General features: G+C 39.6%; 19 protein-coding genes and 2 tRNA genes. 14 read left to right on the top strand and 7 right to left on the bottom strand.

The annotated features are described in order from the left end of the window. Positions 1-245 precede the first annotated feature (245 nt). Positions 246-1,412, top strand: a complete 1,167-nt coding sequence (locus K5Q58_RS12530) for a DcaP family trimeric outer membrane transporter (RefSeq protein ID WP_220754284.1) — start codon at positions 246-248, stop codon at positions 1,410-1,412. Between the two features lie 112 nt (positions 1,413-1,524). On the opposite strand, the gene K5Q58_RS12525 is transcribed toward K5Q58_RS12530, so the two are convergent. From K5Q58_RS12525 to punR, 6 genes are all read right to left on the bottom strand, one after another. Then, entirely contained in the window at positions 1,525-1,863 is a 339-nt protein-coding gene (locus K5Q58_RS12525) for a TusE/DsrC/DsvC family sulfur relay protein (protein WP_220754263.1), read from the bottom strand. After that, positions 1,857-2,147, bottom strand: coding sequence for a sulfurtransferase complex subunit TusB (tusB, locus tag K5Q58_RS12520; RefSeq protein ID WP_220754262.1), 291 nt, complete (start codon positions 2,145-2,147; stop codon positions 1,857-1,859). The genes K5Q58_RS12525 and tusB overlap by 7 nt, the downstream gene beginning before the upstream one ends. 1 nt (position 2,148) lies before the next feature. Next, positions 2,149-2,505: a sulfurtransferase complex subunit TusC gene (gene tusC / locus K5Q58_RS12515; RefSeq protein WP_220754261.1), complete on the bottom strand. Its 357-nt coding sequence runs from the start codon at positions 2,503-2,505 to the stop codon at positions 2,149-2,151. Between the two features lie 24 nt (positions 2,506-2,529). After that, a complete protein-coding gene (tusD, locus tag K5Q58_RS12510; protein ID WP_220754260.1) occupies positions 2,530-2,919 on the bottom strand; it encodes a sulfurtransferase complex subunit TusD in 390 nt (129 codons plus the stop codon). A gap of 96 nt (positions 2,920-3,015) precedes the next feature. Next, positions 3,016-3,678: a Bax inhibitor-1 family protein gene (locus K5Q58_RS12505; protein WP_153913230.1), complete on the bottom strand. Its 663-nt coding sequence runs from the start codon at positions 3,676-3,678 to the stop codon at positions 3,016-3,018. A 311-nt stretch (positions 3,679-3,989) separates the two neighbouring features. Beyond that, positions 3,990-4,892 carry a DNA-binding transcriptional activator PunR gene (gene punR, locus K5Q58_RS12500; protein ID WP_220754259.1) on the bottom strand — a complete coding sequence of 301 codons (903 nt, stop codon included), beginning with the start codon at positions 4,890-4,892 and terminating at the stop codon, positions 3,990-3,992. A gap of 127 nt (positions 4,893-5,019) precedes the next feature. Between punR and punC the strand changes: the two genes are divergently transcribed. The 9 genes from punC to galK all read left to right on the top strand — a co-directional run bounded on the left by punC (position 5,020) and on the right by galK (position 14,085). Then, complete coding sequence (punC, locus tag K5Q58_RS12495; protein WP_220754258.1) at positions 5,020-6,297, top strand: purine nucleoside transporter PunC; 1,278 nt, start codon at positions 5,020-5,022, stop codon at positions 6,295-6,297. An 81-nt stretch (positions 6,298-6,378) separates the two neighbouring features. Continuing rightward, positions 6,379-6,469: transfer RNA gene (locus K5Q58_RS12490), tRNA-Ser, on the top strand. A gap of 739 nt (positions 6,470-7,208) precedes the next feature. Beyond that, the gene (locus K5Q58_RS12485) at positions 7,209-7,640 is read left to right on the top strand and encodes a GNAT family N-acetyltransferase (RefSeq protein WP_220754257.1); all 432 of its coding nucleotides are present in this window, start codon (positions 7,209-7,211) and stop codon (positions 7,638-7,640) included. A 784-nt stretch (positions 7,641-8,424) separates the two neighbouring features. After that, positions 8,425-10,035 (top strand): BCCT family transporter, encoded by a 1,611-nt coding sequence (locus tag K5Q58_RS12480; RefSeq protein ID WP_220754256.1) that lies wholly within the window; start codon positions 8,425-8,427, stop codon positions 10,033-10,035. A 232-nt stretch (positions 10,036-10,267) separates the two neighbouring features. Then, positions 10,268-10,358 (top strand) — tRNA-Ser (locus K5Q58_RS12475). 558 nt (positions 10,359-10,916) lie between these two features. After that, a complete protein-coding gene (locus K5Q58_RS12470) occupies positions 10,917-11,144 on the top strand; it encodes a hypothetical protein (protein WP_220754255.1) in 228 nt (75 codons plus the stop codon). Positions 11,145-11,287: 143 nt separating this feature from the next. After that, positions 11,288-11,551, top strand: a complete 264-nt coding sequence (locus K5Q58_RS12465) for a hypothetical protein (RefSeq protein ID WP_220754254.1) — start codon at positions 11,288-11,290, stop codon at positions 11,549-11,551. Between the two features lie 310 nt (positions 11,552-11,861). Continuing rightward, positions 11,862-12,911, top strand: coding sequence for a UDP-glucose--hexose-1-phosphate uridylyltransferase (locus K5Q58_RS12460; RefSeq protein WP_220754253.1), 1,050 nt, complete (start codon positions 11,862-11,864; stop codon positions 12,909-12,911). A gap of 22 nt (positions 12,912-12,933) precedes the next feature. Beyond that, the gene (gene galK, locus K5Q58_RS12455; RefSeq protein ID WP_220754252.1) at positions 12,934-14,085 is read left to right on the top strand and encodes a galactokinase; all 1,152 of its coding nucleotides are present in this window, start codon (positions 12,934-12,936) and stop codon (positions 14,083-14,085) included. A gap of 109 nt (positions 14,086-14,194) precedes the next feature. Here galK and K5Q58_RS12450 read toward each other — a convergent pair whose 3' ends face one another. Continuing rightward, positions 14,195-16,204 carry a CRTAC1 family protein gene (locus tag K5Q58_RS12450; RefSeq protein ID WP_220754251.1) on the bottom strand — a complete coding sequence of 670 codons (2,010 nt, stop codon included), beginning with the start codon at positions 16,202-16,204 and terminating at the stop codon, positions 14,195-14,197. Positions 16,205-16,438: 234 nt separating this feature from the next. Between K5Q58_RS12450 and K5Q58_RS12445 the strand changes: the two genes are divergently transcribed. The 4 genes from K5Q58_RS12445 to aldA are packed head-to-tail and all read left to right on the top strand — an operon-like array spanning position 16,439 to position 20,824. Beyond that, positions 16,439-17,548, top strand: coding sequence for a mandelate racemase/muconate lactonizing enzyme family protein (locus tag K5Q58_RS12445; protein WP_220754250.1), 1,110 nt, complete (start codon positions 16,439-16,441; stop codon positions 17,546-17,548). A 10-nt stretch (positions 17,549-17,558) separates the two neighbouring features. After that, positions 17,559-18,581, top strand: coding sequence for a zinc-binding dehydrogenase (locus K5Q58_RS12440; RefSeq protein WP_220754249.1), 1,023 nt, complete (start codon positions 17,559-17,561; stop codon positions 18,579-18,581). A gap of 22 nt (positions 18,582-18,603) precedes the next feature. Further along, the gene (locus K5Q58_RS12435) at positions 18,604-19,368 is read left to right on the top strand and encodes an SDR family oxidoreductase (RefSeq protein WP_220754283.1); all 765 of its coding nucleotides are present in this window, start codon (positions 18,604-18,606) and stop codon (positions 19,366-19,368) included. A gap of 4 nt (positions 19,369-19,372) precedes the next feature. Continuing rightward, the gene (aldA, locus tag K5Q58_RS12430; protein WP_220754248.1) at positions 19,373-20,824 is read left to right on the top strand and encodes an aldehyde dehydrogenase; all 1,452 of its coding nucleotides are present in this window, start codon (positions 19,373-19,375) and stop codon (positions 20,822-20,824) included. The last annotated feature ends 4 nt before the right edge of the window (positions 20,825-20,828 follow it).

Raw genomic sequence — 20,828 nt, 5'->3', positions numbered from 1 at the left:
ACATAAAGATGTCGTTCACAATTTGGACTTGGTGCCAAAACTTCTTGTTCATCACTAAAACCCATAATATCTAACACGCATTTAACTTTTTGAAAGCAAATGCGTCATTTATTTTAAACCACCTTGTAACTCTCGTTTTGGAATCAATTCTAAAACTATGATTTTGTTATTCAAATAACAAGGGTGATGTAATGAAAAATTCTCTAATTTCTGCAAATAAAAAAACAACCAACAATCCTTTCTTACTGAAAAAAAAGCAATTGAGTGTAATCGGGGTCATGATTGCTAGTGCACTTAGTGCAGCCAGTGTCAATGCTTCAGTTCTTGATGACACTGACATGCAATTCGGCGGATATATTAAAGTCGATACTATGTTTAGTAATTATAGCAATGGTGCACCTGATTCAGGGCATATTTCTAGACAGTTTTATGTGCCAGGCACCATATACGGTGTCGATGGTAATAGTGAGCAGGTTGTTGATTTTCAGGCAAGGGAATCTCGTTTTAACTTTAAAACAATGACTGATATGGATGGCCATAAGCTTACAGGTTTCATTGAACTTGATTTTATGACACATGCAGATGGTAATGAACGAGTTTCAAACAGTTATTCACCTCGTATTCGTCATGCTTTTATAAGTTATGACAACTGGACATTCGGTCAAACGTGGACAACATTCCAAAACCCTTCAGCTTTACCAGAAAATTTAGACTTTGTTGGCGCTGCAGAAGGGACCCCTTTTGTTCGACAAGCTCAGATCCGTTATACAAACGGTGGTTTCCAGTTCTCAATAGAAAACCCTGAAACGACTTTAAACAAAAATCAAAGTGCTTCTCGAATCGTGAGTGGCAGTGGTATGGTGCCAGACTTTGTAGCACGCTATAACATTAAAACGGAAGGTGGTGCTAAGTTGTCCTTGGCAGCTTTAGCAAGACAATTAAATGTTGACTCGACATATGACGATATACAGCTCGACTCTACTGCACTAGGTTATGGTGTTAGTTTTAGTGGTATTTTGCCTGTTGGCAAAGATGACATTAAATTCAGTGCAACCTATGGCGAAGGGCTTGGACGTTACATGGCGCTTAATTATGTCAATGCGGGCGTGCTTGATAGCGACGGAGATATTGAAGCAATAAGTTCATTTGGTGGTTATATCGCTTATCGCCATTGGTGGAATGATAAGTGGCGTAGCAGTATCACAGCATCAGCCTTCAGTGCAGATAACGATGTGGATTTAACTGGAGAGAATGTTAACAAAGATTCTTATTCAGGCTATGTCAACTTACTCTATTCACCTATTAAGCCTTTAACATTTGGTATTGAATATATGTATGCTAAAAATAGTAAAGAAAATGATATCGACGGAGAATTGAATCGAGTTATGTTTTCGGCTAAATACGTTCTTTAAATCTTGCAGTAACGTCGAGTAGAGATGTTAGTACTATTGCGAATTTAATAGTAACTTCATAAATAAAAAGGAGACTTAATGTCTCCTTTTTATATTCATTAATGTGAGATATTTAGATGCATTTTGCAGGCTTTGGTAATCCTGCAATTTTAGTGGCTTGCTTAGCAGGTCCAACAGGGAATAGGGTGTAAAGGTATTTTGAGTTGCCTTTATCTGCCCCTAATGACTGGCCAATTGCTTTAACTAAAACCCTGATCGCTGGGCTAGTTTTGTATTCTAAATAAAAATCACGTACAAAATTAATCACTTCCCAGTGTTGTTCGGTGAGCTCAATTTCTTCGGTTGCAGCAAGCACTGGCGCCATGTCTGGTTGCCAGTCTGTGTAATTTTTTAAATAACCTTTTGCATCAACTTCAATTTTTTTACCATTAAATTCGATTGAATCTACCAAGTGATCACCTTCGTGTGTTGCAGTGTTGCCAGAACAAACTGGTCATAATCTATGATGGAAATATTAACTAATTGAGGTAAGCGATGATTTAAGCCTCTCGCTTCAATATCTTCAATTAATACGTATAACTTGTAGTTAGCTAAACGCTGTTGCCATTGAGTGTTAAGTAAGCAATTAAGTGCATCGTCAGCTAACAATATGCTGTCTTGGTCATCAATGTAACGTAAACAGCAATTAAGTGCGTTGTCGGTCGTGGCAGAGCTCTGGACATGGTGCAGTATCATATTAGTAAACCACCACTTCGTTAGCTTGTTGGATCAATGTTTGGATCTGATGAGTTGATGCCATTTCTGCTTCAAAATTGAAATCATTAGCACTAAGGCCAAATTGTTTAGCTGATTCTTGGCACACTAGGACAGTTTCAATATCGTATAAACTCAATGCTTTAAAGGTCGAAAGGTAATCTTTGCTGCCAACGAGTTCAGGTTGTTGTTCCGCCAATAAATGCATTACTGCTTCATCAGTAAACACAATAGAAACTTCTTGTTCAAAACTTGCACTTAGCATTGCAAAGTCTAACCCTTCACGGTTCGAAGCATTGCCGATAGGACTGTGCCTGAATATGACGCAAATTTTTTTCATTTATTTAAACCCTTTAGCATCATATTAAAAGCATATTAATCGATCGGATTGTTCAATATTGGTAACAAGTTCTCCTAAACCACCCATCACAAATTGCTTACTGGCGTTGGATGTTTCCTTACGGTTTTCTTTGGCATCTTGATCTGACAACACGCCACGTCTTAAGGCTGCGGAAACACAGTTAACTAGATTGAGATTATGTTCAGTTGCAAGTCTGCTCCATGCAAGATGTAAGTCGTGCTCGTCAGACGCAGGGGATATAAGTTTACTGCTATTAGTCACACCATCTTGATAAAAGAACACACTGGTAACTTGGTGACCGAGGGATAATACGCTTTCAGTAAAGCGAAGGGCCCTAAAGCTCGCAGTTGAGCCATAGACTGTGCCATTAACCTGGATAATAAATTTGTTCATAACAATAAAAATGGCTCCTGTAAGGGAGCCATTTTAGCGTAGATAGCTGTTTAATCACAAGGTCATAACCCGATGATTAACACAGTTACTCAAAGATTAATCATCGTTACCCATGCCTAACAAGTGAAGTAGAGCCATGAATAAATTGATGAAATTTAGAAATAATGAAATCGTAGCGCGGATGTAATTAGTTTCGCCACCATTCACGATACGGCTTGTATCATAAAGGATTAGACCAACCATGATCATTGCTACAGCAGCTTGAAGGGCCATAAACATTGCACCACTATTAACGAAGAACATGTTAATAAGTGAAAGGCCGATAACAACTAATAAGCCAGCAAATAAGAAACCACCCATGAAGTTAAAGTCTTTCTTAGTGGTGATTGCATATGCTGAAAGCGAAATAAAGATAACAGAAGTTAAACCAAAAGCTTGCATGATTAGCTCAGGGCCATTAGCCATACCGACATAATGGTTAAGGATGTAACCTAGTGATGCACCTTGCATACCAGTGAAAGCGAAAATCCATGCTAAACCAGATGCGTTATCTGCTTTTTTCAACGTAACCATCATTACTACGATACTACCTAAAGATAGACCGATAGACATGAAAGGACCGATATTCATCGCCATTGCAACACCTGCCATAACAGCAGCAAATGCTAATGTCATTGACAATAACATGTAAGTGTTTTTAATGAGTTTATTCGTTTCCATCGTCGTGGCTTGCTGGCCAGACAAAGTTTGTTGATTCATAACAGTCTCCAAGACGTTAAAGGGCATGTTCCATGATGAAAAAGCGTTGGAACATAGTGATAAATTACTAATTACTTAAGTTGATGATACCCCAGCTTTACTACAGCTTAAAGTTATCTTCACAAACGAATTGATTTAGCTCCAAAAATTGTAAGCTTTTGCCGGTATATCAACCCGTTTTATTAATTTTATTAATATCAACGACCATTGTTAATAAATTAGCTTAAATGAACATTAATTATTGAATTCTCTCAAGGCTGTTAAATACTTGCCATAAACTAAATATGGGGGTAAAACCTGTTAATTCAAGTTTAGGCTAACCATTCACTGTGAAGCTTTTCAGTATCACCTAAGTATTCAAGCACCCACTCAAGCGCTGGCGACATCTTCTCTTGGTTCCATGCTAGACAGCACGGACTAGCATTCTTAGGGTTTTCTAACGTTTTTGAAACTAGTGACCCAGATTGTATAAACGGTTTAGCCAAATTAAGCGGCATATACCCAATACCTGAACCGTCTCTGAAACAATTAATTGCTCTGATCCAATCTGGCACCACTAAGCGACGTTGATTATCCAATAACCAAGTTGTGCGTTTAGGAATTTCTCGTGAGGTATCTTCAAGGCAAATAGAAGGGTACTGGCGTAATTCGTCATCAGTAAGCGGTCGGTCTATTTCTGCCAGTGGATGATTTTTGCTTACTAAGAAAGCCCATTCAATATCACGCATATCTTTATATTGGAATACGCCACCGACAGGAATAGCAGTGGTTGCACCAATAGCAATGTCGCTTCGTCCTGTGGCTAATGCTTCCCACACACCATTAAACACTTCAATGCGAATAATTAATTCAACATCATCGAAGTGGCGATAAAAGTCAGCAATTAATACGCTGATACGATCGGCACGGACAATATTATCTAATGCAATAGATAAGGTTGGCTGCCAACCATTGGCAACACGTTGAGTACTGCGTTTTAAGTCGTTCATTTCAGCAAGCAGTTCACGGGCATGTTGCACAAAATGTTTACCAGGCTCTGTCAAGCTAACACTTCGGTGGTGCCTTTCAAACAAAATGACACCAAGTTCATCTTCAATTTGTTTAACGGCATAACTAACGGCTGATGGAACTTTATGCAATTGATTGGCTGCTGCGGTGAAACTACCTACACGAGCGACAATATCGATCATTTCCAATGCTTGTTCTGAAAGCATAGAGGGCTATCCTTTGCTATGAAAAAATATGAATGCAGTCATCAAAAGTAAACGTTTCACAATCATTTTGCAAGTCATTAGACTGCTCGCTGATTTCTAACAGTCCCAATTTGGAATACATTTTCATATGAACAATGCATCATCAATTACCACTAATTCAAAGCCTGCAAACTTGCAGTACTTTATTCTATTAGGTTACCTAGCACTATTAAGCATGCTTGGCTTTATTGCTACAGATATGTACTTACCTGCTTTTCAAAATATCGCTGACTCATTTTCAACAAGTTTGAATAATGTGGCATTTTCTTTAACGACCTTTCTAGCAGGACTTGCGTTAGGTCAATTGCTATATGGACCTTTAGTTGAAAAGGTGGGTAAACAAAAAGCACTGATTATTGGTCTTAGTTTGTTTGCAGCTGCCAGTGGCGCCATTGTAATGAGCGACTCAATCCTTATGCTCAATATTGCTCGATTTTTCCAAGCATTAGGTGCGTGTAGTGCTGGCGTTATTTGGCAAGCCATTGTGGTTGAGAAGTATGATGCAGAAAAAGCACAGAAAGTATTTTCAAACATTATGCCGCTTGTTGCATTATCACCAGCGGTAGCACCGTTAATTGGTGCATCAATTGTCAGTAACTTTGGCTGGCGCGCAGTATTCATCACTCTAGTGATTGTCGCTTTATTGCTAATTGTTTTAACTAAATGGCTAGTCGCTGGTGAAAGCAAGCAAGCTGAAGTGCAAGAGAGTATTAGTTACAAAAGCATTTTAAAGAACACCCGCTACTTAGGTAATGTGGTTATCTTTGGAGCGTGTTCGGCAGCGTTTTTTAGCTATTTGACCGTTTGGCCAAGTGTGATGATTAAATATGGTTATGAAGCACAGGCAATTGGCTTAAGCTTTATTCCACAAACCATCATGTTCATTGTGGGTGGCTACATGAGTAAAGTGCTCGTTAAAAATTGTGGCGGTTCTAAAGCACTTAACTACTTACTAGGCTTATTCTTCGTTTGTGTTGCAGTCATTGGATTGGTAACGCTAATCATACCTGCGGAAACTATTTTCCCATTGCTTATTGTTTTCTCTGTTTTAGCTGCAGCTAATGGTGCGATCTATCCAATTGTTGTGAACAATGCGTTACAACAATTCAGCAAAAATGCGACTAAAGCGGCTGGATTACAGAACTTTATTCAAATCGGCATGGCGTTCGGTGCGTCCAGTATTGTAGCTATGTTAGCCCAGTACGCTGAAATGACTATTGGTTTAGGCATTGTATTAAGTGCAATTGGTGTTTTTGTTGGTTACCGTTTATCAAAGCATGATAGCTGGGATTCAGTTAAACAGTGTTTTGTTAAGCCTGATCCTGCTCGAATAGCACTCCATGCTGATAAAAATTCAGCAGATTGATGCTAAGTCAGCCAGTCGTTAAGTTTTTATTAGTTTAGTACTTTACATACAACGCTGAGGACATTATTATTCTCAGCGTTCGGAGAGATGGCAGAGTGGTCGAATGCACCGGTCTTGAAAACCGGCATGGGTTTGTAGCCCATCTAGGGTTCAAATCCCTATCTCTCCGCCATATTTATCGAAAGAGCCCGCTAGCAATAGCGGGCTTTTTTGTATCTGGATTCGAACTTTTAATGAAACGGTTTATAGCGTCCCAATGTAGGGGTCAAATCCCTATCTCTGCGCCATATTTATCGCAAGAGCCCGTTATTGAAACATAGCGGGCTTTTTTGTGTTTGTATTTTGGAGTATTGCCAATTGGTTTGTAGCGTCCCAATGTAGGGTTCAAATTCCTATCTCTCCGCCATATTTATCGAAAGAGCCCGTTATTGAAACATAGCGGGCTTTTTTGTGTTTGTATTTTGGAGTATTGCCAATTGGTTTGTAGCGTCTCAATGTAGGGTTCAATTCCCGATCTCTGCGCCATATTTAGAAAAGCCCGTTACTGCAAAGTAACGGGCTTTTTGCTGCTTGAATTTTGGAATATCCTCAACAGGTTTCTAGCCCAATGAATGTAGCGTTTAACTCCGTAGCTCAGCACGATATTTAAAAAGCTTACGAAGTTACTAGCAGGTTTTTATTATTTTAGTTCTGGATAAACTAAATATGGGTTTGTAACATATGATGTAGAGGGAAATGATAAATTGTTAATTAACAACAACTTGTTTTTTTGCTTACTTGTTACTTTGTAAGTTTAGAGAAAGATGATCTATTTCACTTAGTTTGAATTGACTGCTGTAAATTTAGCCTAAGAAGTTTATAATTCATATTGGCGGCTGCACATGTATATATTCTAAATAGTGAGAAACAATATGATTATAGAAAATGTGCTTCCTGAAGATTATTCAGAGATGCTTAATGTTTGGGAAAATTCAGTCCGAGCTACTCATGACTTCATAACAGAAGAAGATATTGAGTTTTTTAAACCCATTATATTGGAACAGGCTTTTCCAGCTGTAACATTAAAATGCATAAAAAATAGTAGCGGCGAGATACTTGGTTTTGTAGGTGTTTATGATGCCAAAGTTGAAATGCTATTTATTTCTAATGCAGAAAGAGGGAAAAGTATCGGTAAGGTTCTTTTGCAGTATGCTATTGAACACCTTGGCGCTAACAAAGTTGATGTTAATGAACAAAACCCATTAGCAGTTGGTTTTTACCAACATATGGGTTTTAAAGTTATATCGCGATCTCCGCTTGATGATATGGGTAAACCATTTCCAATTCTACACATGACGCTTTAAGTCTCGGTTTGTCATAAGCAAATCTGTAAGAAGATACGCCCAAAGCTAATAACTAAGGGCGTTCCGTTATTTGATACTTAATTGGTCATTTACCCCTAGTTTGTAAATCAAATAACGTCATTTATCCGATCTAGTCAGCTAGTTGCCTATACTCTGCCTGTAAACTTTCTAACTTTAATATATAACCGAACTTAAATGAAAAATTTTTCACAACAACTCTAATGCACTGATGCATATCAGTTTAAAATGAATTTCGTTTATTGCAGGTCGTTTATTGCAGGTCGTTTAATCAGGCGGGTACTCATAATTATGAAATATGTAGAGTAAGAATAAACTTTTTGATCCCTATATTTTCCCCAAATGCCAATAATCGTTTTCAATTCCTAAGTCTAACGCATCTATGCTCAAAAATGGGATGTAACGTTTAGCCCCAAGTAATTTGGTTTTAATACCGTAAATTTTTCCATTTCACTCTCAATATAATTGAATTAAACAATTATCTTTGTTACCGGATACCTTAAGCTTGTGTCCAGTGTTACTGAGACATTGCATTTTTGCAGAGAGTTGATTTATTAATCTGTATTTCTCTTAGTGAAATGGGGCAACATCAAAGAATGCAATCGTTATTATGTTACAATCTTAAGCTTGGGATTTGCTTATAGCCTTGATTTTCCTTATTAAGGAGGTATCACAAGCGTTCTAGTGGTGCTGCTAGCTAATCAAACATTAAGCAAAATGGAGTGGTCTTTATATTCGTTAAGCGGATATATGAACATCATAATTTATGAGTTTTAAATCAGACAAATACAGCATAGAATCTACAGATTATCAAATTGGACAAGATAACGTTAATAAATTGGGCATGGATGTCCATAACACCGTTTTTACCGCCTCAGTCGGCTTATCACTTCTGTTCATCATTACCTTATTAATCCTTTCACCAGCAGATGCCAAAGCTGCCATCGATTCAGTAAAAGGTGCTGTGCTTTCAAATTTTGATTTCCTATTTATGTGGGGAGCAAATTTAATGCTGCTGTTTGCAATCGTTATTGCGTTTTCGCCTTTGGGTAAAATTCGATTAGGCGGTGATAAAGCAGAGGCAGATTATTCCATGGTGTCCTGGATAGCCATGCTATTTGCAGCAGGAATGGGGATTGGTTTAATATTTTGGGGCGTTGCAGAGCCAACAGCATTTTTTACTAATTGGTTCGGTACTCCATTGAGTGTTGACCCTTATACTGCCGAAGGTCGAGAAGTTTCATTAGGTGCAACCGCTTTTCACTGGGGTTTCCATGCATGGGCGATATATGGAATGACGGCACTTTGTCTCGCTTATTTTGTTTATAACAAAGGGTTGCCTTTATCAATGCGCTCAGTATTTTACCCATTATTAGGCGATAAAGTCTGGGGTAAAACAGGCGACGTAATTGATGTACTTACTGTATTGGTTACCTTGTTTGGTTTAGCAACATCGCTCGGGTTAGGTGGCACACAAGCAGCAAGTGGCATTAGCCATGTGTTTGGTTTTGAAAATAATATTTTCCTACAGCAAAGTATTATTGCACTCATTATGGGGTTAGCTATTTTCTCGGTATTGCGCGGCATGAATGGAGGCATTAAATTTCTAAGTAATCTGAATATGATTATCGCCTTTATCTTTATCGCGTTTATTGCAGTCCTTAACTTCACCACTGTGCTTGATTCATTAGCTACTGCGGTTACTGGTTATGTAAAAAATATTATTCCCTTAAGTCAATCTTCTGGGCGTGAAGATACGACTTGGTTACATGGTTGGACGGTATTTTATTGGGCATGGTGGGTGGCATATGCGCCATTTTTCGGCATGTTTGTTGCTCGTATTTCTAAAGGCCGTACCATACGCCAATTCCTGTTATGCGTATTAATTATTCCTACACTCGTAACAACAGCATGGATGTCAATATTTGGTGGCGTCGCTATTCAACAGGTTATGGATAAGGTAGGGCAGCTAGGAATCGATCAAGGTATAACAGACGTTTCGTTAAGTTTGTTCTATATGTTAGAGGCTTATCCTCTTGGTAATATTTTATCGCTTATAGCGATCGCACTGATTATTGTGTTCTTCGTGACTACCTTAGATTCGGGCTCTATCGTCATTGACGGTATGACCGCGGGCGGTAAATTACAAGTTCCTGATCGTCAAAAAGTTGTTTGGGTTGTTATTTCAGGTGCAATTGCAATGGTAATGTTGTGGATTGGTGGAACCCAGTCAATACAAGCTTTACAGTCTATAACGATTATTGCTGCGTTGCCTTTTACCATAATATTACTTTTAGGCTGCTTTAGTTTGATTAGAGGGTTACTGACTGAAGTTGAGCAGAAAAGTAGATTTGATAAAGCCGATGAAGTCGCTTAGAACAGATATGAAAGTTTGAATAAACCAATGAAGTATACAAGAGCCTGTTTATAACAGGCTCGAAATATAATAAATATATGTTTTAAAACTGGTTTGATGACTTTAATTACAACTGGAATTGGCCAAGTGTTGCTAAAAAAACATCATGATGGCGCTATGTTGAGCAAACAATAGCTTTTTTTTAAATTATGCTTTACACCGAACCTCGAGACCCTTATGATTCTCAGCGTTCGGAGAGATGGCAGAGTGGTCGAATGCACCGGTCTTGAAAACCGGCATGGGTTTGTAGCCCATCTAGGGTTCAAATCCCTATCTCTCCGCCATATTTATCGAAAGAGCCCGTTATTGAAAAATAGCGGGCTTTTTTGTGTCTGAATTCGAACTTTTAATGAAATGGTTTGTAGCGTCCAATGTAGGGGGCAAATTCCTATCTCTGCGCCATATTTATCGAAAGAGCCCGTTATCGAAAAAAAGCGGGCTTTTTTGTGTCTGGATTCGAACTTTTAATGAAATAGTTTGTAGCGTCCCAATGTAGGGGGCAAATTCCTATCTCTGCGCCATGTTTATCGAAAGAGCCCGTTATTGAAAATAGCGGGCTTTTTTGTGTCTGGATTCGAACTTTTAAAGAAATGGTTTGTAGCGTCCCAATGTAGGGGGCAAATTCCTATCTCTACGCCATATTTATCGAAAGAGCCCGTTATCGAAAAAAAGCGGGCTTTTGCTTTCACGATTTTAAAGTATTGGCAATGTGTTTTTAGCGCAATCAATGTAGGGTTCAAATCCGAATTTCTGCGCCATATTAAATACGAGAAAGGTGATGATTATCAACTGTTTTTTTGTTTCTAGCGTTTGAGGGTTTTCTGAGAGGATTGACTCAAACAATGTTCCTTTATAGAGGTTCCAATAACGTATACTTTACACGTATCTGTTTAGCCAAAACGTTGCGCGATAAAGGCTTTCCTTTTGATATTAAAATTTCTTTGTTGACCCGTGATAAAGCACAAGCGGTTATTCGCAATATCGATGTCGCTGGCACGCTGAAAAAACATCAATACCATAGACCATCAATGACTTTATTCGTTATGTTGATCAAGTATTTAACAGTCTGAGCAGTGAATTTGAGAAAACAACTTACCCAGTACCGCTTTACCTAAGCAGCACAAATCCCAATCAGAGATACTAAGGTGTAAGAACACCTTGAAACCACCGCTGTCGCTCAAGCAATTCGCGTGGTGACCGCGAATAATGCCTAGTGGGTTTTGTTACTTCAAAAGAGAAATTAGGTATTAAACCACTCTCTATTACACAACTTGAACAGCGACCCCATCACTTCATTAAGTTATTGCTAACAATCGTTAACCGATCATCAAAAAGTACTCAAACTATTTGCGCTAACGACATCACCTCGGCTGATGCGATGAAGTACCGTGATGAACTGCTCACACAGGGCAGAAGTTATAAAGGCAATAAAGATTACTTAGCGGCGGTATTTCAGTTTTTAAGTGTTGCAAGTTAATGAACTACTGCTGTCACAATCTTTTGCTAATGACTCGTTGTTACCAGTTATGGTGTTACTGTGCTTTTAGGATAATAATTATTTTGTTAATACCATTAATTGTATTGAGTTAATTGTTAACAATATTATTGTTCTGTGATAACTTGTCAATAATAAGATCAGTTTTGAGTAGTGAATTGAATTTGCCAATATAGGAAAGTATTGGTTAATTATTCATAGTAAGGGGATAAGGACAATAGCTTTTTTATGCTTTATTAACTCCTTGTTTTAAATGTTTTATGTTTAATTGATAATTTTTTAGAAGGTCATCATGCAGCAAGAAAATAACTTATTTGATCCAACTGAGCATCCTCATCGACGTTATAACCCTATGACCGATGAATGGGTGTTGGTATCACCCCATCGAGCTAAAAGACCCTGGCAGGGCCAAGTTGAAAAAGTCGATGATCAGGAAAAAAAATCTCACGATGAAAGTTGTTATTTGTGTGCGGGTAATGTGCGTATTAATGGCGAGGTTAATCCTGAGTATAAAAAAACGTTTGTGTTCGAAAATGATTTTGCTGCGTTAAAAAAAGATACCGTTAAGTTTGAGCAAAATGACCCTTTATTCAAACTTAAAACCGAGCAAGGGATTAGCAGAGTGATTTGTTTTTCACCAGATCACAGTAAAACCTTGCCACAATTATCTATTACAGAGTTAACTCATGTCGTTGAAGCATGGAAACATCAAACTGAATTGTTGGGTAAGCATTATAAGTGGGTGCAAGTGTTTGAAAATAAAGGGGCTGTGATGGGGTGTTCAAATCCGCATCCACATGGTCAAGTATGGGCTCAAAACCAATTACCTACCTTGGCGCAAAAAAAGCAAAACGCGTTTAATCAGTATTATTCTGATCATAGCAGCAATTTGCTTGCTGATTATGTTGAACGTGAATTAGCAGAACAAACTCGGGTTGTGGTTAGCAACGACGACTGGGTTGTAGTAGTGCCTTATTGGGCGGCGTGGCCATTTGAAACTCTATTATTACCAAGATTTCCAATTCAAAGAATGACTGATTTAACTGCCGAACAACAAGTTAACCTCGCCGATATTATCAAGCAAATTACTATTCGATACGATAATTTATTTAATTGTTCATTCCCTTATTCAATGGGCTGGCATGGTGCGCCATTTGATGGGGCTGCACACCCTGAGTGGACATTACACGCCAGCTTTTTACCGCCATTATTACGTTCTGCCACGGTACGTAAGTTTATGGTGGGATATGAAATGATGGCTGAATCACAGCGTGATTTGACTCCTGAACAAGCTGCTGAGCGCTTAAGAGCCGTTTCAGAAGTACATTATAAATTAAGCTAGTTGATATTTTTATAGGTTAATCATGAGTAAAGAATTAATAAAGAGTGTAAAAGATAGCTTCTCACATGCGTTTGGTTATCAAGCTAATCATGTTTTCCAAGCACCAGGAAGAGTGAACTTGATTGGTGAGCATACTGACTATAACGATGGCTTTGTTTTACCTAGTGCAATTAATTTTGCCACTGTTGTAGCTGCTAGCCCCCGTGAAGATAATCGCGTACGAGTGATATCGGTTGATTATGATAATGCTGAAGATGAATTTTTAATTGATGACGATATTAGCAAATCACCACAAACCTGGGCTAATTATATTCGCGGTGTGGTGAAGCATTTGCGCTTAAGAGGCTTAACCTTTAACGGTGCAGATATTGTGGTGAGTGGTAATGTGCCACAAGGGGCAGGTTTAAGTTCATCTGCTGCATTAGAGGTGGTTGTTGGGTTAACATTTAAGTCGTTATTTGATTTACCGTTAACAGCGCAAGATATTGCTTTAAATGCCCAGCAAGCTGAAAATCAGTTTGTGGGTTGTAATTGCGGCATTATGGATCAGTTGATTTCAGCGCAAGCGAAAAAAGATCATGCTTTGCTTATTGACTGCCGAACATTAGAAACTGCGCCGGTATTGATCCCTGATAATTGGCGAATTTTAATTGTTAACTCCAACAAAAAACGAGGCTTAGTTGACAGCGAATACAATACTCGACGAGAACAATGCGAACAGGCTGCCGCATTTTTTGGGGTAAAAGCGTTACGTGATGTCAGTATTAGTCAGTTTGAGCAACGTAAGCCAGGTCTTGACCCTATAACCGCTAAACGTGCACGACATATTATTACTGAAAATCAACGCACTTTAGATGCAGCAGAAGCCCTTCGTCAAAACAACATGCCTGTACTACAGCGTTTAATGGCAGAGTCCCACGCATCAATGCGCGATGACTTTGAAATTACAGCGCCTGAAGTGGATGCGCTGCTAGACATTATGAAAACAGCAGTAGGTGAATTAGGTGGCGTTAGAATGACTGGCGGTGGCTTCGGTGGCTGCGTGGTTTCAATATTGCCAGAAAACATGATTGAACAAGTGGTCGAAGCGGTTAATGCACAATACACAAAACGCAGTCATTTAACGGCATCGATATTTATCTGTACTGCAGAGCAAGGGGCTCAACAGCTTTAGTATTTTGTATTAGCTGTGGTTTATGATTAGCTAGTTATTCATAAAATAACCCGATAACCATTGAGTTATCGGGTTATTTGTTTGCTAATGTTTCAGTAAGTTTAACCGATTAATTTCCTACATTAATCCATTGACCTGCAGCAACGCCATGTTGTTGTAACTGGCTGCTATCCCGCCACGTCACGGTTATTGTTTTTACCTGATTTACTTCACCCAAACCAAAGTGTGCTATGTTCATCAAACTTTGAGAGTGAGCCGCGCTAATAGAGCCCACAATAAATACTTGTTTGGCTATTTTTCCTTTCGCTTGAGTGGCGTTTTTTTGATAGTATTCAATCACTACTTTCGCCCCTACTGGGTCAATACCAGAATCGCTGTAACCTACATTTACATTAATAAAATTAGCTTTATTAATGACAGCTTGCGCATCAGTTCCTCGATTATTAAATACCTGCCAGTGGCCGTCCTCATCGCCACTGATGATGTCTACAAAACCGTCTTTATCAATATCGAACGTCGCACCCATATCGCCATGGGCTTGAGAACCTAATGCCGTAGCGCCATGGCCTTTAACCTGAATAAATTGACCTTGATGATTTAGCAGTAATACATCTTCAACTCGTTTATTAAGTTCACCAAATCGGTAAACAAAAAAGTCTGAATAGCTATTATTGTCAAAGTCTGCGCTGATCACTCCCCAATTGTTATGCTTAGATTGAGGAGGAAGCCTTGAAGATGCGTCTACAAAGCGGCCATTATCATTAACAAGTAATATGTCGTCTACTCCTAATTCTTGTGGCTGCCAATCGGGCTGAATCGCCTTGACACCTTTTATCGATGCGCGAATGTCCCAGGCTAAATTATCTTTAAGCAGCCAATCAAGACGCCATTGATGCTGACCTTTGGTTTCTGTTTGTGCAGAAAGGCCTTGGTAACTTATGTACCAACCTGATTGTGTTTGGTTATTCTGTTCTTTGGTTGATGTTTTTCCTGCTAGTTCAGGTGTGATAACGATAGGTTTGTTAGGAGGATCAATACGGGCTTGATGTTGGCCAATAAAGACGGGCAGTTTGTTCAATTTTGCCCCGCGAGGAAAATGGTAAAAGTCTTCCAATGTGATTGGACCGTCACTGGTAAAGCTGATGCCATCATGGCTTTTGTTGCCTTCATCACGAATATCAAGTTGCCCTGAATCAGGATTAAATTGCAGCGCATTATTAGCTATTTGGTATAAGGATTTACCTCTTGCTAAATAAAGATCAATATCGCCGTCATTATCAATATCAGTTTGAGCTACTGCGGTGACAAAGTGTGATTGTTGTAGGTGCTCAGGTAAGTACTCGGTGCTGGCATTTCGATATTGACCATTTGCTTGCCCCAACCATATTTGCAAAGGTGAATAGGCATTAAAGGTGATTAAATCAGGAAATTTATCATTATTGAGTTCGGTCACTACTATTTTTTCAGCATCGATATCTTCAAACAATGGACTCGGTGTATAGACAAAGCTGCCGTCACCTTGATTAATGAACAATAAGTTACGTGGTACTTCTTCTGAAATCATTTTCTCAGCATTAATCTGAATTAAATCTAAGTCACCATCATTATCGACATCTAACCAACGGGCTGAGCGTCCACGGGCGCCCATTTTTGCTAAACCACTGGCTTCAGTCACATCCACAAACTTGCCATCATTTTGTTTGAATAATCTTGGTGGTTTAGGTTGGGAGCCATTACCACCACCTAAGGTGATGATGGCGTCAACTTGACCATCATTGTCATAATCCGCTGCAGATATACCATGTACATCTGCTTGACCCATCAGGTTTGGCCCATTGTTAAAAGTGCCGTTTTCATTGCCATAAAACAATTGAACAGGCCACTTATCATGATTGGTTAATAATAAGTCATAGTGGCCATCTCGATTAATATCTACGGTGGATGGCCCACCATATTTCCATGCTGGATAAGAGGTTAACCCACTTTCTTTGGTTATGTTTTCGAACAGCATCGATGGTTGTTGTGCGGCGAAACTAGGCAAGCAGAAGGTGGCACTAGCGATAACGGTGAGTCCTACTGATATTGTAAGTGAGGCTGTTGTGCATGGCGTCATTTTCATAAAAAGCTCTGTTAGTTTTTTTGTTAACATTAAACAAAGGGTGGTAAATTGTAAATATGTTTTCATTTGATTCAAAGTCCAGCCTTAGTGAACTGAGATTGTTGTTTGAATTATGGGGTTAAGCAGACTCAAATATTTCAAGGTTTAAAATTAACTTATGCTTTACATTAAAAATACAAAAGTGTAGATTGTTAACAATAAATCGTAAAATATTATCTGGGTGCGAGTCTATTTATGACCAACGAAGTGACAAGAATTGAAGCGATAGATGTTGAATATTATCAAGTGCCATTAGCTGAAGTATTGTCTGATGCTAAGCATGGCGATCATACTCATTTTGAATTAATTTTAATGCGCATACGCACTGCTGATGGCTGTGAAGGCGTTGGTTATACCTATACTGGTGGTAAAGGCGGAAGGGCTATTTATTCATTATTAAATGATGAAATGAAACCACTGCTTTTAGGGCAAAATAGTACCGAGATATATCGCATTTGGGATCAGCTACAGTGGCATTTTCATTATGTCGGCCGTGGTGGCTTATTAAGCTTTGCTATTTCGGCGGTTGATATTGCCTTATGGGATATTAAATGCAAACGCATTAACCAACCTTTATGGCAAGTGGCTGGCGGTGTTAATCAGCATGTTGACTGTTATGCTGGTGGCATCGACTTAAATTTTAGCGAACAAAAGTTATTAGCGAATATTCAGGGTTATTTAGATCGTGGCTTTGAAGCGGTTAAAATTAAAGTGGGTAAATCTGATTACAAAGAAGATGTTCGTCGTGTAGAAGCAGTAAGAAACCTTATTGGTCCAGATGCCACTTTTATGGTGGATGCTAATTATTCTCTTACTCAAGAACAAGCGATTCGTTTTTCACGTGCTATTGAACATTGCGATATTAAATGGTTTGAAGAGCCGACCATTCCAGATGATTATCTTGGTTATGGCAAAATAGCCGATGCGACTAATATTCCACTAGCAATGGGCGAAAACTTACATACTATTCATGAGTTTACCTATGCTATTGCTCAATCAAAATTAGGTTTTTTACAACCCGATGCGTCTAACATTGGTGGTATAACCGGTTGGCTGCAAGTTGCCCAATTAGCTTACGCAAATAACTTACCTGTATGTAGCCATGGAATGCATGAGTTACATGTGTCGCTTTTGGCATCACAGCCTAATGCAGGCTTTCTAGAAGTGCACTCATTCCCGATAGATCAATACACCACTAACCCTCTTAAAATCGTCAATGGCAAAGCTGTCGCACCTGATATTCCAGGTACGGGTGTCGTTTTTGATGATGCATTATTAACTCCTCATTTAAAAATGAGTTCATAAGGTCAACATTATGCAAGCTGCTCAATATATAGGTAATAAATCTTTCAGAGTCGTCGAAGCTCAAGCAATTGCGCCAGCAGATGATGAAGTTCGATTAAATGTAGGCTACGTGGGGATTTGTGGCACAGATATGCATATCTACCACGGTGTAATGGACACTCGAGTCAATCCACCGCATACCATTGGTCATGAAATTTCAGGTACGATTGCTGAGTTAGGTAAGAATGTCAGCGGCTACAGCGTTGGTGAACGCGTTGTAGTTAGGCCACTTGACTGGTGCGGTGAATGTCCTGCATGTGATGCTGGTCATTCACATGTTTGTCAAAACCTTAAATTTATGGGTATTGACACACCGGGTGCATTTCAAAACTCTTGGACGGTTAAATCGCGTACATTACATAAGTTGCCAGAAAACGTGAGCTTACAACAAGGTGCGTTAATTGAGCCTTTATCTGTAGCGTGTCATGACGTATCACGTTCACGCTTATCTGCAGGTGAAAAGGCCGTGGTTATTGGAGGCGGGCCAATTGGGCAATTAGTGGCTTTGGTGGCTAAATCGGTTGGCGCTGAAGTGATTATTTCTGAGCCAAATGAAAGTCGCCGTGAGTTTTCAAATAAATTTGATATCCCAACGGTCAATCCTATTGACCAAGACCTTGGCGAATATGTACAAAATTGGACAAACGGTAAAGGCGCTGATGTCGTTTTTGAAGTATCAGGTGTTCAACCCGCAGTGGATGCGATGGTTGATGTTGCAGCCGTTCGTGGCCGAATTTGTATGGTGGCCATTCATGCACAAAAACCACAAGTAGATTTGTTTCAGTTCTTTTGGAAAGAGCTTGAGCTGTTAGGTGCCCGAGTTTACGAGCATGCAGATTTTGATATGGCGATTGAACTTGTTGCCTCGGGTAAAGTTGATCTTGCCCCGTTTATTACTTCAGTGAGTGACTTGAACAATATCAGCAATGCTTTCGAAAGTATGGATAACAACCCAACAGGCATGAAAGCGCTCGTGTCTTGTGCAGTAGAGTAAGGGAAACGCAATGCTAAATAATGTGCTTAATAAATTTGATTTAACAGGTAAAGTGGCTTTAGTTACTGGTTGCAGTCGTGGTATTGGCAAAGCAATGGCAGAGGCACTTGCAGAAGCAGGCGCAGATATAATTGGTGTATCAGCGTCATTAGCAGCCAGTGGCTCTGATGTAGAAAAAGCGGTGCTAGCAACAGGCCGTCAATTTCATGCTTATCAATGTGATTTTTCAGATCGTAAAAGCCTGTATCAATTTGTTGAAACCGTCAAAGCGCAGCATGACACTATTGATATCTTAGTGAATAATGCGGGTTCAATCTTACGTGACCCAGCCGTCCAGCACAGTGATGAATACTGGGATAAAATCATGGAGATAAACTTAAATTCTCAGTTTATCTTAAGCCGTGAAATTGGTAAGGAAATGGTTGCGCGTGGTGAAGGTAAAATAATCTTCACAGCGTCGTTATTAACCTTCCAAGGTGGCATAACAGTGCCAGGTTACGCTGCAAGTAAAGGCGCGATAGGCCAGTTAGCTAAAGCATTAGCAAACGAATGGGCAGGAAGTGGCGTTAACGTTAATGCTATTGCCCCAGGTTATATTGCGACAGATAATACCGAGGCGTTAAGAGACGATCCCGTGCGATCAAAGTCGATATTAGAGCGTATTCCTCAAGGTCGCTGGGGTACACCTGACGATTTTAAAGGCCCAACAGTATTTCTAGCATCCGCTGCATCAGATTACATGAATGGCGGTATTTTATTGGTCGATGGCGGTTGGATGGGGAGATAATCCAATGGAAATTAGAAACAAAGTTAATTTTATCAATGGTGCCTATGTACCATCAAAGGCGACGGGGACTATCTCAGTCTTTTCACCTAGTACAGGTGAGCTTGTTGGTGAAATCCCAAAGGGCTGTGTGGATGATGCACAAGATGCGTTAGAAATTGCGCAGCAAGCACAAAAGCAGTGGGCCAAGAAAACACCAAGAGCAAGAGCCAATATTTTACGCCAATTTGCATTAGGTATTCGCCAAAGTGCTGAAGACTTAGCAGCGCTTTTAGTTAAAGAGCAAGGCAAATTGATTGATGTGGCGCGCATGGAAGTGGAAGCAACAGCGACATTTGTTGAATACGCTTGTGATAATGCGTTGACGCTACAAGGCGATATTCTACCTTCTGATCATGAAAACGAAAAAATCTTCATCCATAAAGTCCCGAAAGGTGTGGTGGTGGCGATTACTGCGTGGAATTTCCCATTAGCATTAGCGGGTCGAAAAATTGGTCCTGCGCTAATTACTGGTAATTCAATTGTGGTTAAACCGACCCAAGAAACACCCTTAGCAACAATGGAACTTGGACGTATTGCCAATGATGCAGGTATTCCAGCGGGTGTGCTAAACATTATCAATGGCAGTGGATCGGTTGTCGGTCAGCATTTGTGTGAAAGCCCTGTTACGCAACTGATTACCATGACAGGTAGTACACGAGCTGGGCAAATTATCTATCAAGCGGCTGGCAAACACTTAACACCCGTTATGCTAGAGCTTGGTGGCAAAGCGCCATTTATCGTCATGGAAGATGCTGATTTAGATAAAGCGGTTGATGATGTTGTGGTGGCACGTTTTGCTAACTGTGGCCAAGTATGTACCTGCGCCGAGCGTTTGTATGTTCATGCTGATGTATATGATGCCTTTATCGAAAAGTTCATCCCGAAAGTGAAAGCATTAAAAGTGGGTGACCCGATGGATGCATCATCTGATATGGGGCCCAAAGTGAATCAAAGTGAAATCAAAAATATTCACTCGATTGTTAAAAAGAGCCTTGAACAAGGGGCGGTTTTAGCCACTGGTGGTAAAGTCGCTACCGTTGCAGGCTTTGAAGGTGGCAACTGGTACGAACCAACTGTATTGGTGGATGTAGAGCAAAATAACATTCTTGTTCATGAGGAAACCTTTGGTCCAGTACTTCCTATCATCAAAATTCACAGCATTGATGATGCAATCGCTTATACTAACGACAGTGAATATGGCTTGTCGGCCTATTTATATACTAAGAAATTAGCTTATATTCATCAGGCTATTGCTGAAATGGAAGTCGGTGAGGTGTATGTAAACCGTGGGTTAGGTGAGCAACATCAAGGATTCCACAACGGCTGGAAGATGAGCGGTATGGGCGGTGAAGATGGTAAATACGGCCTTGAACAATATGTAGAAAAGAAAACCGTTTATATGAACGAAGCTGATTAACTGC

The organism is Shewanella sp. KT0246 (assembly GCF_019654955.1).
Classification (GTDB): domain Bacteria; phylum Pseudomonadota; class Gammaproteobacteria; order Enterobacterales; family Shewanellaceae; genus Shewanella; species Shewanella goraebulensis.
Note: the sequence above shows the minus strand (reverse complement) of the source record. Positions and strands in the feature narration are given on the sequence as shown.

Excerpts from the sequence above, each read along its gene's own strand:
- K5Q58_RS12450 (WP_220754251.1), bottom strand. The coding sequence starts at position 16,204 with ATGAAAATGACGCCATGCACAACAGCCTCACTTACAATATCAGTAGGA.
- K5Q58_RS12505 (WP_153913230.1), bottom strand. The coding sequence starts at position 3,678 with ATGAATCAACAAACTTTGTCTGGCCAGCAAGCCACGACGATGGAAACG.
- punC (WP_220754258.1), top strand. The coding sequence starts at position 5,020 with ATGAACAATGCATCATCAATTACCACTAATTCAAAGCCTGCAAACTTG.
- aldA (WP_220754248.1), top strand. The coding sequence starts at position 19,373 with ATGGAAATTAGAAACAAAGTTAATTTTATCAATGGTGCCTATGTACCA.
- K5Q58_RS12460 (WP_220754253.1), top strand. The coding sequence starts at position 11,862 with ATGCAGCAAGAAAATAACTTATTTGATCCAACTGAGCATCCTCATCGA.
- K5Q58_RS12445 (WP_220754250.1), top strand. The coding sequence starts at position 16,439 with ATGACCAACGAAGTGACAAGAATTGAAGCGATAGATGTTGAATATTAT.
- K5Q58_RS12470 (WP_220754255.1), top strand. The coding sequence starts at position 10,917 with ATGTTCCTTTATAGAGGTTCCAATAACGTATACTTTACACGTATCTGT.
- tusD (WP_220754260.1), bottom strand. The coding sequence starts at position 2,919 with ATGAACAAATTTATTATCCAGGTTAATGGCACAGTCTATGGCTCAACT.
- tusB (WP_220754262.1), bottom strand. The coding sequence starts at position 2,147 with ATGATACTGCACCATGTCCAGAGCTCTGCCACGACCGACAACGCACTT.
- tusC (WP_220754261.1), bottom strand. The coding sequence starts at position 2,505 with ATGAAAAAAATTTGCGTCATATTCAGGCACAGTCCTATCGGCAATGCT.
- K5Q58_RS12485 (WP_220754257.1), top strand. The coding sequence starts at position 7,209 with ATGATTATAGAAAATGTGCTTCCTGAAGATTATTCAGAGATGCTTAAT.
- punR (WP_220754259.1), bottom strand. The coding sequence starts at position 4,892 with ATGCTTTCAGAACAAGCATTGGAAATGATCGATATTGTCGCTCGTGTA.
- K5Q58_RS12440 (WP_220754249.1), top strand. The coding sequence starts at position 17,559 with ATGCAAGCTGCTCAATATATAGGTAATAAATCTTTCAGAGTCGTCGAA.
- K5Q58_RS12480 (WP_220754256.1), top strand. The coding sequence starts at position 8,425 with ATGAGTTTTAAATCAGACAAATACAGCATAGAATCTACAGATTATCAA.
- galK (WP_220754252.1), top strand. The coding sequence starts at position 12,934 with ATGAGTAAAGAATTAATAAAGAGTGTAAAAGATAGCTTCTCACATGCG.